General features: G+C 40.7%; 13 protein-coding genes. 11 read left to right on the top strand and 2 right to left on the bottom strand.

What is annotated here, in order from left to right:
* Positions 1 to 28: 28 nt before the first annotated feature.
* The 6 genes from pta (at position 29) to SK637_RS05410 (ending at position 6,187) form a co-directional block, all read left to right on the top strand.
* The gene (gene pta / locus SK637_RS05435) at positions 29 to 1,003 is read left to right on the top strand and encodes a phosphate acetyltransferase (RefSeq protein WP_033688870.1); all 975 of its coding nucleotides are present in this window, start codon (positions 29 to 31) and stop codon (positions 1,001 to 1,003) included.
* A 233-nt stretch (positions 1,004 to 1,236) separates the two neighbouring features.
* Positions 1,237 to 2,412, top strand: a complete 1,176-nt coding sequence (gene mutY / locus SK637_RS05430) for an A/G-specific adenine glycosylase (protein ID WP_033688869.1) — start codon at positions 1,237 to 1,239, stop codon at positions 2,410 to 2,412.
* A 55-nt stretch (positions 2,413 to 2,467) separates the two neighbouring features.
* Positions 2,468 to 3,175, top strand: coding sequence for a response regulator YycF (gene yycF, locus SK637_RS05425; protein ID WP_033688868.1), 708 nt, complete (start codon positions 2,468 to 2,470; stop codon positions 3,173 to 3,175).
* Positions 3,168 to 4,526, top strand: coding sequence for a cell wall metabolism sensor histidine kinase VicK (gene vicK, locus SK637_RS05420; protein WP_033688867.1), 1,359 nt, complete (start codon positions 3,168 to 3,170; stop codon positions 4,524 to 4,526). The genes yycF and vicK overlap by 8 nt, the downstream gene beginning before the upstream one ends.
* Complete coding sequence (locus tag SK637_RS05415; protein WP_033688866.1) at positions 4,519 to 5,328, top strand: MBL fold metallo-hydrolase; 810 nt, start codon at positions 4,519 to 4,521, stop codon at positions 5,326 to 5,328. Before vicK ends, SK637_RS05415 begins: the two co-directional genes overlap by 8 nt.
* 85 nt (positions 5,329 to 5,413) lie before the next feature.
* Complete coding sequence (locus SK637_RS05410) at positions 5,414 to 6,187, top strand: potassium channel family protein (RefSeq protein WP_033688865.1); 774 nt, start codon at positions 5,414 to 5,416, stop codon at positions 6,185 to 6,187.
* A 35-nt stretch (positions 6,188 to 6,222) separates the two neighbouring features.
* Here the strand turns inward: SK637_RS05410 and SK637_RS05405 are convergent, their stop codons facing one another.
* Together SK637_RS05405 and SK637_RS05400 are read right to left on the bottom strand one after the other, a co-directional pair.
* Positions 6,223 to 6,570: a thioredoxin gene (locus SK637_RS05405; RefSeq protein WP_023944304.1), complete on the bottom strand. Its 348-nt coding sequence runs from the start codon at positions 6,568 to 6,570 to the stop codon at positions 6,223 to 6,225.
* 111 nt (positions 6,571 to 6,681) lie between these two features.
* Positions 6,682 to 8,400 carry a phospho-sugar mutase gene (locus tag SK637_RS05400; protein ID WP_033688864.1) on the bottom strand — a complete coding sequence of 573 codons (1,719 nt, stop codon included), beginning with the start codon at positions 8,398 to 8,400 and terminating at the stop codon, positions 6,682 to 6,684.
* A gap of 153 nt (positions 8,401 to 8,553) precedes the next feature.
* Between SK637_RS05400 and SK637_RS05395 the strand changes: the two genes are divergently transcribed.
* The 5 genes from SK637_RS05395 (at position 8,554) to pulA (ending at position 16,976) form a co-directional block, all read left to right on the top strand.
* Entirely contained in the window at positions 8,554 to 10,455 is a 1,902-nt protein-coding gene (locus SK637_RS05395) for an ABC-F family ATP-binding cassette domain-containing protein (protein WP_033688863.1), read from the top strand.
* Between the two features lie 2 nt (positions 10,456 to 10,457).
* A complete protein-coding gene (locus SK637_RS05390) occupies positions 10,458 to 11,321 on the top strand; it encodes an Rgg family transcriptional regulator (RefSeq protein ID WP_033688862.1) in 864 nt (287 codons plus the stop codon).
* A gap of 79 nt (positions 11,322 to 11,400) precedes the next feature.
* On the top strand, positions 11,401 to 12,579 hold the full coding sequence (locus tag SK637_RS05385) for an MFS transporter (RefSeq protein ID WP_033688861.1): 1,179 nt from the start codon (positions 11,401 to 11,403) through the stop codon (positions 12,577 to 12,579).
* 92 nt (positions 12,580 to 12,671) lie between these two features.
* Complete coding sequence (ligA, locus tag SK637_RS05380; protein ID WP_033688860.1) at positions 12,672 to 14,630, top strand: NAD-dependent DNA ligase LigA; 1,959 nt, start codon at positions 12,672 to 12,674, stop codon at positions 14,628 to 14,630.
* Between the two features lie 66 nt (positions 14,631 to 14,696).
* Positions 14,697 to 16,976 (top strand): type I pullulanase, encoded by a 2,280-nt coding sequence (gene pulA / locus SK637_RS05375; protein ID WP_033688859.1) that lies wholly within the window; start codon positions 14,697 to 14,699, stop codon positions 16,974 to 16,976.

The raw sequence follows: 16,976 nt of genomic DNA, 5'->3' as shown, positions 1-16,976 counted from the left end.
ATAATTATTATCTTAAAGGAGAAAACTCATGGAAGTTTTTGAAAGTCTTAAAGCCAACTTGGTTGGTAAAAATGCTCGTATCGTTCTCCCTGAAGGGGAAGAACCTCGTATTCTTCAAGCGACTAAACGTCTGGTAAAAGAAACAGAAGTGATTCCTGTTTTGCTAGGAAATCCTGAAAAAATTAAAATTTATCTTGAAATCGAAGGTATCGAAGATGGTTATGAAGTCATTGATCCTCAACACTACGATAAATTTGAAGAAATGGTTGTTGCTTTGGTGGAGCGTCGCAAGGGCAAAATGTCTGAAGAAGATGCACGCAAGGTTTTGGTTGAAGATGTCAACTATTTTGGTGTCATGTTGGTTTACCTGGGCTTGGTTGATGGAATGGTGTCAGGAGCGATTCACTCAACAGCTTCAACAGTTCGTCCAGCCCTTCAAATCATCAAAACTCGTCCAAATGTAACTCGTACTTCAGGTGCCTTCCTCATGGTTCGTGGTACGGAGCGTTACCTCTTTGGGGACTGTGCCATCAATATCAATCCAGACGCGGAAGCTTTGGCTGAAATTGCCATCAACTCAGCAATTACAGCTAAGATGTTTGGAATCGAGCCTAAAATTGCTATGCTAAGCTATTCTACTAAAGGTTCAGGATTTGGAGAAAGCGTTGATAAGGTTGTTGAGGCAACTAAAATTGCTCACGACTTGCGTCCTGACCTTGAAATCGATGGGGAATTGCAATTTGATGCAGCCTTCGTTCCAGAAACTGCAGCTCTGAAAGCTCCTGGAAGTACAGTAGCTGGTCAAGCAAATGTCTTCATCTTCCCAGGTATCGAGGCAGGAAATATCGGTTACAAGATGGCAGAACGTCTTGGCGGTTTTGCGGCTGTTGGACCTGTTTTGCAAGGTTTGAACAAGCCAGTTAACGACCTTTCTCGTGGATGTAATGCAGATGATGTTTATAAGTTGACCCTTATCACAGCAGCTCAAGCGGTTCATCAATAAGATTTAGTCCTCTTTCCTTTGGGAAGAGGCTTTTTATACTCAATGAAAATCAAAGAGCAAACTAGGAAACTAGCCGCAGTCTGCTCAAAGCACTGCTTTGAGGTTGTAGATAGGACTGACGAAGTCAGTCACATATATACGGCAAGGCGACGTTGACGTGGTTTGAAGAGATTTTCGAAGAGTATTAATACTAGGAAAAGGACAGTTAGAATCTTCTGTGCTATACTAGAGATATGTTAGATTTGAAAGAATACGGTATCGTCATGTGGCCGGATGAGAAGATTGTTTCTTTCCGTGAGAAACTTCTCACTTGGTATGATGAAAACAAAAGAGATTTACCCTGGCGTAGAAGTAAAAATCCGTATCATATCTGGGTCTCTGAAATTATGCTCCAGCAGACCAGGGTGGATACGGTTATTCCTTACTATGAACGATTCTTGGACTGGTTTCCAACAGTGGAAAGTTTGGCAACTGCGCCTGAGGAGCGTTTACTGAAGGCTTGGGAAGGTTTGGGTTATTATTCTCGAGTTCGTAATATGCAGGCTGCAGCCCAGCAGATTATGACAGACTTTGGTGGTCAATTTCCAAACACCTATGAAGGAATTTCCAGCTTGAAAGGGATTGGTCCTTATACAGCAGGAGCCATTTCCAGTATTGCTTTTAACTTGCCTGAGCCGGCTGTAGATGGTAATGTCATGAGGGTCTTGGCCCGTCTATTTGAAGTCAACCATGATATTGGGATTCCTAGCAATCGAAAGATTTTCCAAGCCATGATGGAAATCCTGATTGACCCAGAACGGCCAGGTGACTTTAATCAAGCCTTGATGGACTTAGGCTCAGATATTGAGGCTCCTGTAAATCCCAGACCAGAAGAAAGTCCAGTTAAGGACTTTAGTGCGGCATATCAGAATGGAACCATGGACCGTTATCCAATTAAGGCGCCTAAGAAAAAGCCTGTCCCAATTTATCTTAAAGCCTTGGTGGTTAAAAATACTCAAGGACAATTTTTACTTGAAAAAAATGAAAGTGAAAAGCTATTGGCAGGTTTTTGGCATTTCCCCTTGATAGAAGTTGATAACTTTTCGTCAGAAGAGCAGTTTGACCTCTTCCATCAGGTTGCGGAAGAAAGTGTGAACTTTGGCCCAAGTCCAGAAGAGAGTTTCCAGCAGGACTATGACCTAGATGTTGATTGGTTTGATACTTATTTTGAGACTGTCAAGCATATCTTTAGCCATCGCAAGTGGAATGTTCAAATTGTAGCAGGTCAAGTGACAGACTTTCATAACTTTTCCGATAGGGAAGTTCGCTGGCTTTCACCAGAAGAGTTTAAGAATTACCCACTTGCCAAACCCCAACAAAAAATCTGGCAGGCTTATGCAAAAGTCAAGTTAGACAGTGGCAAAGACTAGCTACTGTGTCTTCTTGTTATTTTTTTGGTATAATAGTAGAGAAAAAGGTGAACAAATGAAAAAAATATTAATTGTAGATGATGAAAAACCAATCTCGGATATTATCAAGTTTAACATGACCAAGGAAGGTTACGAAGTTGTAACTGCTTTTAATGGTCGTGAAGCGCTAGAACAATTTGGAGCAGAGCAGCCAGATATTATTATTCTGGATTTGATGCTTCCAGAAATTGATGGTTTAGAAGTTGCGAAGACTATTCGCAAGACTAGTAGTGTACCTATTATCATGCTGTCGGCTAAAGACAGTGAGTTTGATAAGGTTATCGGTTTAGAGCTTGGAGCGGATGACTATGTGACAAAACCCTTCTCAAATCGTGAGTTGCAGGCGCGTGTTAAAGCTCTTCTTCGTCGCACGGACTTGGCTTCTGTAGACAATCAAGAGTCAGATGAAAAGAAAACCCAACCCTTACAAATTGGGGACTTGGAGATTGTGCCAGATGCTTATGTAGCTAAAAAATACGGTGAAGAATTAGACTTAACCCACCGTGAATTTGAACTCTTGTACCACTTGGCATCTCATATTGGTCAAGTGATTACGCGTGAACACTTGCTTGAAACGGTCTGGGGTTATGATTATTTCGGAGATGTTCGGACTGTTGACGTAACTATCAGACGTTTGCGTGAGAAGATTGAAGATACACCTAGTCGTCCAGAGTATATCTTAACACGTCGTGGTGTTGGTTATTATATGAGAAATAATGATTGAATTGATTAGAAAAAATATTCTTACTAGTGATTTTATCTTCATTTTAATTTTATTGGGTTTTATCTTGATTGTTACCTTGCTTTTGCTAGAAAATCGGCGAGATAATATTCGGTTGAAGCAAATTAATCAAAAAGTCAAAGATTTGATTGCAGGAGATTATTCTCAGGTATTGGATATGCAGGGAAGCTCTGAAATCACTAATATTACCAATAATCTCAATGATTTATCAGAAGTAATTCGCTTGACCCAAGAAAATCTGGAACAAGAGAGTAAACGATTGCACAGTATCCTCTCATACATGACAGACGGAGTCCTTGCGACCAATCGTCGTGGCAAGATTACTATGATTAATGACATGGCTAAGAAACAGCTAGGTGTTGAGAAGGAAGAGGTTCTCAATAAAAGTATTCTAGAATTGCTTAAGATTGAAGATGAGTATGAACTTCGTGATTTGATTACCCAAGTTCCTGAGCTTATGATTGATTCTCAGGATGCCAATGGTGAGTATTTGAGCCTTCGTGTACGTTTTGCCTTGGTCCGTCGTGAGTCTGGCTTTATCTCAGGTTTGGTTGCTGTTTTGCATGATACGACGGAGCAGGAGAAGGAAGAACGGGAACGGAGACTCTTTGTTTCTAATGTTAGTCATGAGTTACGAACTCCTTTGACTAGCGTAAAATCCTATCTTGAAGCTTTGGATGAGGGGGCCTTGTCAGAACCTGTCGCGCCAGACTTTATTAAGGTGTCTCTAGATGAAACCAACCGTATGATGAGGATGGTGACGGATCTCCTCCATCTTTCACGTATTGATAATGCAACCAGTCACCTAGATGTGGAATTGATCAATTTCACTGCCTTTATTACCTTTATCCTCAACCGTTTTGATCAGATAAGAGGGCAGGACGAAGAGAAGAAATACGAACTGGTGAGAGATTACCCCATTACCTCAGTTTGGATAGAGATTGATACAGATAAGATGACACAGGTGATTGATAATATTCTTAACAATGCAATCAAGTATTCTCCAGATGGTGGGAAAATCACAGTGACCATGAAGACAACTGATGATCAGATGATTTTATCCATTTCAGACCAAGGATTGGGGATACCAAAGCAAGATTTACCACGTATCTTTGACCGTTTTTATCGTGTGGATCGTGCTAGAAGTCGTGCCCAAGGTGGTACTGGTTTAGGACTAGCTATCGCTAAAGAGATTATCAAACAACATAAGGGCTTTATTTGGGCTAAGAGTGAATATGGTAAGGGATCAACCTTTACCATTGTGCTCCCTTATGATAAGGATGCAGTGAAAGAAGAAGTATGGGAGGACGAAATAGAAAACCAGAATGAGTGAAATAGGCTTTAAATACAGTATTTTAGCGTCGGGATCCAGTGGAAATTCCTTTTATCTGGAAACCCCAAAAAAGAAACTTTTAGTGGATGCAGGCTTGTCGGGCAAGAAAATTACCAGCTTACTTGCTGAAATTAATCGCAAGCCAGAAGATTTGGATGCTATCCTGATTACGCATGAACATTCTGACCATATTCATGGAGTAGGTGTTTTAGCTCGCAAGTATGGTATGGATTTGTATGCCAATGAAAAGACCTGGCAGGCTATGGAAAATAGCAAGTATCTTGGCAAGGTGGATTCTTCGCAAAAGCATATCTTTGAAATGGGCAAAACCAAAACCTTTGGAGATATCGACATCGAGAGTTTTGGTGTGAGCCATGATGCAGTCGCACCGCAGTTCTATCGCTTTATGAAGGATGATAAGAGTTTTGTCCTTTTGACAGATACAGGTTATGTTAGTGACCGTATGGCAGGGATTGTCGAGAATGCAGATGGCTATCTTATAGAGTCCAACCATGATGTAGAGATTTTGCGAGCAGGTTCTTACGCTTGGCGACTCAAACAACGAATCCTATCTGATCTCGGTCACCTTTCTAACGAAGACGGTGCTGAGGCCATGATTCGTGCAATGGGAAATCGAACTAAGAAAATCTATCTTGGCCATCTATCCAAGGAAAACAATATTAAGGAGTTGGCTCACATGACCATGGTCAACCAGCTAGCTCAAGCTGATCTGGGAGTCGGAGTAGACTTTAAGGTTTATGATACCTCACCAGATACTGCAACACCATTGACAGATATATAAAAAAGAAGGCACTTGCCTTCTTTTTTATATATCTAGTAGAGATTTGGTGTGGTATAATGTTTACAAATGATATAGGAGAAGTAGTGTGAAAAGAAAATGGTTATTTAAGGATTACTATGATACAACGATTATCATACTTGCGTTGATATCTGTTGTTCTAGTCTTGCTTGGATTTGCTGAGATGGTCGATTTGGACAATCCTCCGTACAACATTATTGATTTACTACTTTGGGGTGTTTTTGTGGTAGATTATGGCTGGCGGTTCTTTTTAAGTAAAGAGAAATGGCGATTCATAATTGAAAATATCTTTGATCTGCTAGCTATCCTGCCTTTAAATGCTATTTTTACAGTGTTTCGATTAGGACGCATCTTTCGCCTAGCAAGGCTGACAAAATTACTGAAACTGACTCGTCTTTTAAGAATCGTTGGATTAACTGGCAAGCTGGAAAAGAAGGTAAGCAAACTCTTACGGACAAATGGTCTGAGTTATATCTTATATGTTAATATATTTATCGTTCTAGTAGGAAGTTCAATTTTATCTGTAGTTGAAGAAAAATCCTTCTCAGATAGTCTTTGGTGGGCTCTTGTGACAGTAACTACTGTTGGTTATGGTGATATTGTTCCAGTTTCCCTTTTTGGGAAATGGCTAGCAGTTTTACTGATGCTTGTCGGTATTGGAACAATAGGAATGTTAACGAGTGCCTTGACGAACTTTTTTATAAAAGATAATCCAGATGAACAGATAAAACTTGATAAACTTCAAGATGAATTGTCTAGTCAGAGAATATTACTAGAGAAACAATCTGAGAAGATAGAAGAACTGAATAGAATGATACAAGATTTGATTGAAAAAAGGTAATTTTGATCATTTAAAAACCACTCGATGAGTGGTTTTTACAATCCTGCAAATTCTTTGATTTCTTGTGCTGACATTGAAGAGTCGCAACGGACATTGATTTGTCCATCCGCAATGTGAACGAAGCCTGGTACAGTTGGAATTCCGTAGCGTGAGCGGAATGCTTGCAACTCATTGAGTTGGCTTGGTTCTTCACTATTGATGAAGTAGATGTGAGCTTTGGTTTCAGCTACGACACCTGCCAATGTACCTGCAAATTTACGGCAGTAAGGGCAAGTTTTGCGACCGATAAAGAAGGTTGCAGTTTCTTTTTTATCAAGAGCTTCTTGTGCACGCGCAACTGTAGTGACTTCAAGGTCTTTGATATTATCTAAAAATTGTTCCATGAGATTACCTCGCTTTCATTGATAAGTCTAGTATGCCATAAAGTTTCTAAAATTGCTTAGATTTGATACGAAAAAAAGATGAGATTGGTTGGTCTCATCTTTTATAGGATTTTATTTTACAAAAGCATTGATTTCTGCTTCGATGTTAGCAATCTTAGCTTGTGATTCTTCGTTAGTTTCGCCTACAACTGCAATGTAGAACTTGATTTTTGGTTCTGTCCCTGAAGGGCGAACGGCAATCCATGAACCGTCAGCAAGTGTGTATTTCAACACATCACTTGGAGGTGTTGTCAAGTTTGTAACAGTACCGTCAGCAGCAGTAGCTGTTTGAGCTTTGAAGTCTTCTACGACAGTGATCGCTGTTGTGTTCCATTCTTTTGGAGCATTGTTACGGAATTTAGCCATAATCGCTTTGATTTGTTCAGCACCGTCAACACCAGAAAGAGTAACAGAGATAGTCTTTTCAGCGTAGTAGCCATACTCTTTGTAGATTTCTTCGATACCGTCAGCAAGTGTCAAACCACGTGAACGGTAGTAGGCAGCAAGTTCAGCAACGACAAGAACAGCTTGGATAGCGTCTTTATCACGTACGAATGGTTTAATCAAGTAACCGAAGCTTTCTTCAAATCCCATCATGTAAGTGTGATTGTGTTTTTCTTCGAATTCTTGGATTTTCTCAGCGATAAATTTGAAACCTGTCAAAACGTTGAACATAGTTGCACCGTAGCTTTCAGCAATCTTTGTTACCAAGTCAGTTGATACGATAGATTTACATAGGGCTGCATTTTCAGGAAGAGTTCCAGCATTTTTGTGGGCTTCCAAGATGTATTTAGCCATGATAGCACCGATTTGGTTACCTGAAAGGTTGAGGTAGCTACCATCTTTTTGAAGAACTTCAACACCAACACGGTCAGCGTCAGGGTCAGTTGCCACAAGAACATCTGCACCAACTTGACGACCAAGTTCTTCAGCAAGGGCAAAGGCTGCTTGACTTTCTGGGTTTGGAGATTTTACAGTTGAAAAGTCTGGATCAGCAGTTGCTTGCGCTTCAACGACTTGAACAGAGTCAAATCCTGCTTGGGCAAGAGCACGACGAGCCAACATCTCACCAGTACCATGAAGTGGTGTGTAGACAATCTTCATGTCTTTACCAAATTCTTCAATCAAGGCTGGGTTGATGTTAACGTCCTTAACTTCTTTGAGGTATTCTACATCGACAGCTTCGCCGATGACTTCAATCAAGCCAGAAGATTTTTCAGCTTCCACATCAGCAACTTCAACTGCAAATGGGTTTTCGATTGCACGGATATATGTAGTCAAAGCATCTGCATCGTGTGGAGGCATTTGTCCACCGTCTTCACCGTAAACCTTGTAACCGTTAAATGGTGCAGGATTGTGGCTAGCTGTGACCATGATACCTGCGAAACAGTTGAGGTGACGGACTGCAAATGATAGTTCTGGAGTTGGACGAAGGCTTTCAAATACGTAAGATTTGATGCCGTGTTTGGCAAGAACTGCCGCAGATTCAAAGGCAAACTCAGGTGAGAAGTGACGGCTATCGTAGGCGATTGCTACACCACGTTCTTTTTCGTTTCCACCTTTAGACTCAATCAAACGAGCCAATCCTTCAGTAGCTTGACGAACAACGTAGATGTTGATGCGGTTTGTACCAGCACCAATCAAGCCACGCATACCTGCAGTACCAAATTCAAGATTTGTATAGAAGGCATCTTCCTTTGTTTTTTCGTCCATATTTTCCAAATCTTGACGAAGGTAGTCAGGAAGCTCCGCAAAATCAACCCATTTCTGGTAATTTTCTTGGTAAGACATTGAAATTCTCCTTTTTGTAAATTGTTTTAACCGTTCACATTATAGCACTTTTTAGCGTTTTAGTAAAACGGTAGCATAATTTTCAGAGAAGTGGTGTCATATACTGGTTTATCAAGTCTTGAATGCCTTAGGGAAACATGCTATACTGTTTGTATGATTATTTTACAAGCTAATAAAATTGAACGTTCTTTTGCTGGAGAGGTTCTTTTTGATAATATCAACCTGCAGGTTGATGAACGAGATCGGATTGCCCTTGTTGGGAAAAATGGTGCAGGTAAGTCTACTCTTTTGAAGATTTTGGTTGGAGAAGAGGAGCCAACTAGTGGAGAAATCAATAAGAAAAAAGATATTTCTCTGTCTTACCTAGCTCAAGATAGCCGTTTTGAGTCTGAAAATACCATCTACGATGAGATGCTTCATGTCTTTGATGACTTACGTCGGACTGAGAAACAACTGCGTCAGATGGAGTTGGAGATGGGAGAAAAGTCTGGTGGGGATTTGGATAAACTGATGTCAGATTATGACCGCTTATCTGAGAATTTCCGCCAAGCAGGTGGCTTTACCTATGAAGCTGATATACGAGCGATTTTAAATGGATTCAAGTTTGACGAATCTATGTGGCAGATGAAAATTGCTGAGCTTTCTGGTGGTCAAAATACTCGTTTGGCACTGGCCAAAATGCTCCTTGAAAAGCCTAATCTCTTGGTCTTGGACGAGCCAACCAACCACTTGGATATTGAAACTATTGCCTGGCTAGAGAATTACTTGGTAAACTATAGCGGTGCCCTCATTATCGTCAGCCACGACCGTTATTTCTTGGATAAGGTTGCGACGATTACGCTGGATTTGACCAAACATTCCTTGGATCGCTATGTGGGCAACTATTCTCGTTTTGTCGAGTTAAAGGAGCAAAAGCTAGCTACTGAGGCAAAAAACTATGAAAAGCAACAGAAGGAAATCGCTGCTCTGGAAGACTTTGTCAATCGCAATCTAGTCCGAGCTTCAACGACTAAACGTGCCCAATCTCGCCGAAAACAACTGGAAAAAATGGAACGTTTGGACAAGCCTGAAGCTGGTAAGAAATCTGCTAACATGACCTTCCAGTCTGAGAAAACATCGGGCAATGTTGTATTGACTGTTGAAGATGCTGCTATAGGCTATGATGGGGAAGTATTGTCAGAGCCTATCAACCTAGATCTTCGTAAGATGAATGCTGTCGCCATCGTTGGTCCAAATGGTATTGGCAAGTCAACCTTTATCAAGTCTATTGTGGACCAGATTCCTTTTATCAAGGGAGAAAAGCGCTTTGGCGCCAATGTTGAGGTTGGTTACTATGACCAAACTCAAAGCAAGCTGACACCAAGTAATACGGTGCTGGATGAACTCTGGAATGATTTTAAACTGACACCAGAAGTTGAAATCCGCAACCGTCTTGGGGCCTTCCTTTTCTCAGGAGATGATGTTAAAAAATCAGTCGGCATGCTGTCTGGTGGTGAGAAAGCTCGTTTGCTTTTGGCTAAACTCTCTATGGAAAACAACAACTTCTTGATTCTGGATGAACCGACCAACCACTTGGATATTGATAGCAAGGAAGTGCTAGAAAATGCCTTGATTGACTTTGATGGAACTCTTCTATTCGTCAGTCACGACCGTTACTTTATCAATCGTGTGGCAACTCATGTACTGGAATTGTCAGAGAATGGATCAACTCTCTACCTTGGAGATTACGATTACTATGTTGAGAAGAAATCAGAAGTAGAAATGATTCAAACTGAGGAAACTTTAACTAGTAATCAAGCAAAAGAACCGAGCCCAGTTAATGACTATCAAGCTCAGAAAGAAAGTCAAAAAGAAGTTCGCAAACTCATGCGACAAATTGAAAATCTAGAAGCTGAAATTGAAGAGCTAGAAAGTCAAAGTCAAGCCATTTCTGAACAAATGTTGGAAACAAACGATGCCGACAAACTGATGGAATTGCAGGCTGAGTTGGACAAAATCAGCCATCGTCAGGAAGAAGCGATGCTTGAGTGGGAAGAATTATCAGAACAGGTGTAAAGATGGAAAATCTAGGAAAAGTATTTCGTGAATTTCGGACAAGTGGAAATTATTCTTTAAAGGAGGCGGCAGGCGGGTCCTGTTCAACTTCTCAGTTATCTCGCTTTGAGCTTGGGGAGTCTGACCTAGCAGTCTCACGTTTCTTTGAGCTTTTGGATAACATTCATGTCACAATCGAAAATTTCATGGACAAGGCAAGGAATTTTCATAATCATGAACATGTTGCTATGATGGGACAAATTGTACCCCTTTACTATTCAAATGATATTGTAGGTTTTCAAAAGCTTCAAAGGGAACAACTTGAAAAGGCTAAGAGTTCGACGACTCCCCTTTATTTTGAGCTGAACTGGATTTTGCTACAAGGTTTGATTTGTCAAAGAGATTCGAGTTATGAGATGAAGCAGGATGATTTGGATAAGGTAGCAGATTATCTCTTCAAAACAGAAGAATGGACCATGTATGAGTTGATTCTGTTTGGTAACCTCTATAGTTTCTACGATGTGGATTATGTCACTCGAATTGGAAGAGAAGTTATGGAGAGGGAGGAATTTTACCAAGAGATTGGTCGCCATAAGAGATTAGTGTTGATTTTGGCCCTCAATTGTTACCAGCATTGTTTAGAGCATCTTTCTTTTGACAATGCAAGCTATTTTGAGTCTTGTACAGAGAAAATTATTGGTAAAAATATTAATCTATATGAGCGAAATATTTTACATTACCTAAAAGGTTTTGATTTGTACCAAAAAGGACAGTGTAGAGAAGGATGTAGCCAGATGCAGGAAGCTATGCATATTTTTGACGTGCTAGGTCTCCCAGAGCAAGTAGCCTACTATCAGGAACACTACGAAAAATTTGTCAAAGATTAATTTTCCCAAATAAGGGAAAAAATAAAATGCTCCTTTCAGTTTTGATACAATAGTTTCAAAATTTGAGAGGAGTTTTTATATGAATCGCTATGCATTACAGTTGATTAGCCGTGGAGCTGTTAACAAGATAGGGAATATGCTCTATGATTATGGAAATAGTGTCTGGTTGGCTTCCATGGGGACTATCGGACAGACAGTTTTAGGAATGTATCAGATTTCTGAACTGGTCACATCTATTCTCGTAAATCCTTTTGGTGGAGTCATTTCAGACCGTTTTTCTCGTCGTAGGATTTTAATGGCGACAGACCTTGTTTGTGGGATTCTTTGTCTGGCTATTTCTTTTATAAGGAATGATAGCTGGATGATTGGAGCTTTGATTTTTGCCAACATTGTTCAGGCTATTGCTTTTGCCTTTTCTAGACCGGCAAATAAGGCCATTATCACAGAATTGGTAGAGAAGGATGAACTGGTCCTATACAATTCTCGTTTGGAGTTGGTCTTGCAGGTTGTCAGTGTGAGTTCTCCTGTACTTTCTTTTCTGGTCTTACAATTTGCAAGTCTCCATCTGACGCTCTTACTAGATGCTTTGACTTTTTTTATAGCATTTGTTCTAGTGGCCTTACTTCCAAAAGAAGAACCAATGGTTCAAGATAAGAAACCTTTTACTGGGAAAGATATTTTTGCGGATATCAAAGATGGCTTGCACTATATCTGGCATCAAAAAGATATTTTCTTTCTCCTGTTAGTGGCTTCCAGCGTTAATTTCTTTTTTGCGGCTTTTGAGTTTTTGCTTCCTTTTTCAAATAAACTATATGGAGTAGAAGGAGCTTATGCGACTATCTTAACCATGGGTGCGATTGGCTCAATTATAGGAGCACTGATAGCAAATAAATTTAAATCAAGTATGAATACACTTTTGTTCTTATTGATTTTAACAGGAGTAGGAGTTTTCATGATGGGTTTGCCACTGCCCAATATTTTAACCTTTTCTGGAAACCTGATTTGTGAACTCTTTATGACGATTTTTAATATTCACTTCTTTACACAGGTACAGACCAAGATTGATGGAGAATATTTGGGTAGGGTATTGAGTACCATTTTTACACTGGCAATTCTCTTTATGCCGCTTGCGAAAGGTTTGATGACCTTTCTTCCAAGTGTCCATCTTTATTCTTTCTTGATTATTGGACTTGGAGTTGTCGCCTTATCCTTCTTAGCTCTCGGATATGTTCGAACTCATTTTGAAAAAGAGACATAAGTTTGCTTGGACTTCAAAAATAATTCCAATCTAAGTGTTTTTTTCGCCCTTCTCGTTTGTGAGAAGGGCTTAATTTATGGTAAAATAGTTTTATGAATAAAAGAATGAATGAGTTGGTCGCCTTGCTCAATCGCTATGCGACTGAGTACTATACCAGCGATAATCCCTCGGTTTCAGACAGTGAGTATGATCGACTTTACCGAGAGTTGGTTGAGTTAGAAACTGCCTATCCAGATCAAGTGCTAGCAGACAGTCCTACCCATCGTGTTGGTGGCAAGGTTTTAGATGGTTTTGAAAAATACAGTCATCAGTATCCTCTTTATAGTTTGCAGGATGCTTTTTCACGTGAGGAGCTTGAAGCTTTTGATGCGCGTGTTCGTAAGGAAGTGGCTCATCCGACCTATATTTGTGAGCTGAAAATCGATGGCTTGTCTATCTCGCTTACTTATGAAAAGGGGATTTTAGTTGTTGGTGCAACACGTGGAGACGGTTCTGTTGGGGAGAATATCACGGAAAACCTCAAGCGTGTTAAGGACATTCCTTTGACCTTGCCAGAAGAACTAGATATCACAGTTCGTGGGGAATGTTACATGCCACGCGCTTCTTTTGACCAGGTTAACCAAGCTCGCCAAGAAAATGGAGAGCCTGAATTTGCCAATCCTCGTAATGCGGCAGCAGGAACCTTACGTCAGTTGGATACAGCAGTAGTTGCCAAGCGCAATCTTGCAACGTTTCTCTATCAAGAAGCCAGCCCTTCAACTCGAGATAGTCAAGAAAAGGTGTTGAAGCACCTTGAACAACTAGGTTTTGTGGTTAATCCTAAGCGAATCTTGGCAGAAAACATAGATGAAATCTGGAATTTTATCCAAGAAGTAGGACAGGAACGGGAGAATCTGCCTTATGATATAGATGGAGTGGTAATCAAGGTCAATGACCTAGCAAGCCAAGAAGAACTTGGTTTTACCGTTAAGGCTCCAAAGTGGGCAGTGGCCTACAAGTTTCCTGCTGAGGAAAAAGAAGCTAAACTCTTATCAGTTGATTGGACAGTAGGTCGTACTGGAGTTGTCACGCCAACTGCAAATCTAACACCAGTACAACTAGCTGGAACAACTGTTAGCCGTGCAACCCTACACAATGTGGATTATATTGCTGAAAAAGATATCCGTAAAGACGATACGGTTATCGTCTATAAGGCTGGTGATATCATCCCTGCCGTTTTACGTGTGGTAGAGTCCAAACGGGTTTCTGAAGAAAAACTAGATATCCCTACAAACTGTCCAAGTTGTGACTCTGGCTTGTTGCACTTTGAAGATGAAGTGGCCCTGCGTTGTATCAATCCGCGTTGCCCTGCTCAAATCATGGAAGGTTTGATTCATTTTGCTTCTCGTGATGCTATGAATATTACAGGCCTTGGTCCATCTATTGTTGAGAAGCTTTTTGCTGCAAATCTAGTCAAGGATGTGGCGGATATTTATCGTTTGCAAGAAGAGGATTTCCTACTTTTAGAGGGGGTCAAGGAAAAGTCTGCTTCTAAACTGTATCAGGCTATCCAAGCATCTAAGGAAAATTCTGCCGAGAAACTCTTGTTTGGTTTGGGAATTCGTCATGTCGGAAGCAAGGCCAGTCAGTTGTTACTTCAACATTTTCATTCAATCGAAAATCTGGCTCAGGCAGATCCAGAGGAAGTGGCTAGTATTGAGAGTCTGGGTGGTGTGATTGCCAAGAGTCTTCAGACTTACTTTGCTACAGAAGGCTCTGAAATTCTCCTCAGAGAATTGAGAGAAGCTGGGGTCAATTTGAACTATAAAGGTCAGACAGTAGTAGCGGATGCAGCCTTGTCAGGTTTGACAGTTGTATTGACTGGGAAATTGGAACTTCTCAAGCGCTCAGAAGCTAAAAGTAAACTCGAAAGTCTGGGGGCCAAAGTGACAGGCAGTGTTTCTAAAAAGACCGACCTCGTCGTGGCAGGTGCAGATGCTGGAAGCAAACTGCAAAAAGCACAAGAACTTGGCATCGAGGTTCGAGACGAAGCTTGGCTAGAAAGTTTGTAATGATCGTTTAAAAACAGATATTAGTCAAATATAAACAAATTAAGAAGTAAAAAGGAAAAATAAAAAATGTTTAATTACCCTATGCGCATTCATTACCATCGCAAGAATGGAGAATACGATACTTGCTCTTTTGTAAAGAGTCAGGACCAGCGGATTGATTTGCTGACCTACAAAGAAGATTATTTTGGTGCCTTATTTAGTTTTGAACACCCAAGTGCTCACGCCCTAGAAAGCTTGAATTTTGTGGTTCATACAGGTCAAACCAGTAAAGAATATGCTATCCGTTTTAATCATTATCCTCTTTTAACAGAGGTATGGATTTTGGAAGGGGATGACAGAATTTATTATTCTGAAAATCCTGCTATTGCCAGTCCTTTCTATAAAAATCAAAATCCTTTTGCCTTTGATAAGGCTATTAACAGTGCCAGTTTTGACCATCATTGGGGTTACCAAGGGGAATTGGGGTGCCGTGTAGAGGATAATCAAGCTCATTTTGCTCTCTGGGCTCCAACAGCGACAGAAGTGCAGGTTGTCATTTATGAATCAGCTGCTAATGATGCTCCTGTTTGGAAAACTTTTGAGATGAAGAGAGGCAATAGCTACTCTTATAATCATAAAGACAATACAATTGGTGTCTGGAGTTTGGATGTTGAGGAAGATTTGACTGGTAAGGCTTATCAGTATCAAGTCCAATTTCCTCACCACCAAACACTGACACGCGACCCATACACAATTGCGACCAGTCCTGATGGCAAACGTTCAGCTATCCTGAGTCATGAAGAAAAGCAAGTTGAACATTTTGAGGTCAAGCACGGTTCTGAGGCTACTTGGCGTTTGGAAAATCCATGTAAGGCAGTTATCTGTGAAATGCACATTCGTGATTTGACCAAATCACCGACCTCGGGTGTGGATGAAGATCTTCGAGGAACTTTCTTGGGTGCTGCTCAGACTGGAACGGTTAACCAGTTTGGTCAGTCAACCGCTTTTGATTACATTAAGAAGCTGGGCTACAATTATGTTCAGTTGCAACCAATTGCAGACCGTCATAAAGAATACGATGAGGATGGAAATGTAACCTACAACTGGGGTTATGACCCACAAAACTATAACGCACCAGAAACGAGCCTTTCAACTAATCCAGATGATCCAGCTCAGGTCATTCGCGACTTGAAGACCATGGTTCAAGCTTATCACAATGCGGGCATTGGTGTCATTATGGATGTGGTCTATAACCATACTTTCTCAGTTGTTGATGCACCTTTCCAAACAACAGTCCCTGATTACTATTATCGTATGAATTCAGACGGTACCTTCCAGAATGGAACGGGGGTTGGAAATGAAACAGCCAGTGAACACGAAATGTTCCGCAAGTATATGATTGATTCTCTTCTATACTGGGTACAGGAATACAATATTGACGGCTTCCGTTTTGATTTGATGGGGATTCATGATGTCAAGACTATGCAGATGATTCGTCAGAGTTTGGATGAAATTGATCCTAACATTATCCTTTATGGAGAAGGTTGGGATATGGGAACAGGTCTTGCACCTTATGATAAGGCCAAGAAAGACAATGCCTACCAGATGCCAAATATCGGTTTCTTTAATGACAATCAGCGTGATGCTATCAAAGGTGGAGAAGTATATGGTGCTATCAAGTCAGGTTTTGTCAGCGGTGCTGCTGCAGAGCCAATTCTAGCCAAAGCAATTCTAGGCAGTCGTGAATTAGGTACCTATACACATCCAAATCAGGTGCTTAACTATGTAGAAGCCCATGACAATTACAATCTTCACGATTTGTTGGCAACCCTTCATCCAGACCAAAGTTCCGAGCAAATCATGCGTAAGGTCGAAACTGCCACAGCCATGAATCTACTCATGCAGGGGATGGCCTTTATGGAAATCGGTCAAGAATTTGGTCGTACCAAACTGGTTGCGACTGGTGAAAATGGTGAGTTGACCCATGATGATAGAGAGCGTGCTATGAATAGCTATAATGCTCCTGACAGTGTGAATCAAGTTAACTGGGATTTGATTAATGAGCGTCAAGACAGTATTGACTTTATCCGTCAGATGATTCGATTGAAGACAGAAACCAGTGCCTTTTCTTACCCTACTTTTGAAGAAATTTACCATCATGTCTTTGTTCATTCATCACACGAACATAGTGGTTGGATTGTCTTTGAAATTCATGGGGAAGAACATCTATTGGTCGTCTTTAATGCTAAAGGTCAAGACTTCCAGTTTGAAAATGCTGGAAATCTGGAACTGTTGGTGACCAATAGCCATTTAAGTGATAAAGACATGGTTGGTGGCGTCAGTGCCAGCGTCTTTAAAGTTTTGTAG

It is taken from the genome of Streptococcus mitis (assembly GCF_000722765.2).
Classification (GTDB): Bacteria; Bacillota; Bacilli; order Lactobacillales; family Streptococcaceae; genus Streptococcus; species Streptococcus mitis_AQ.
This window is presented reverse-complemented; position numbering and strand designations above follow the sequence as displayed.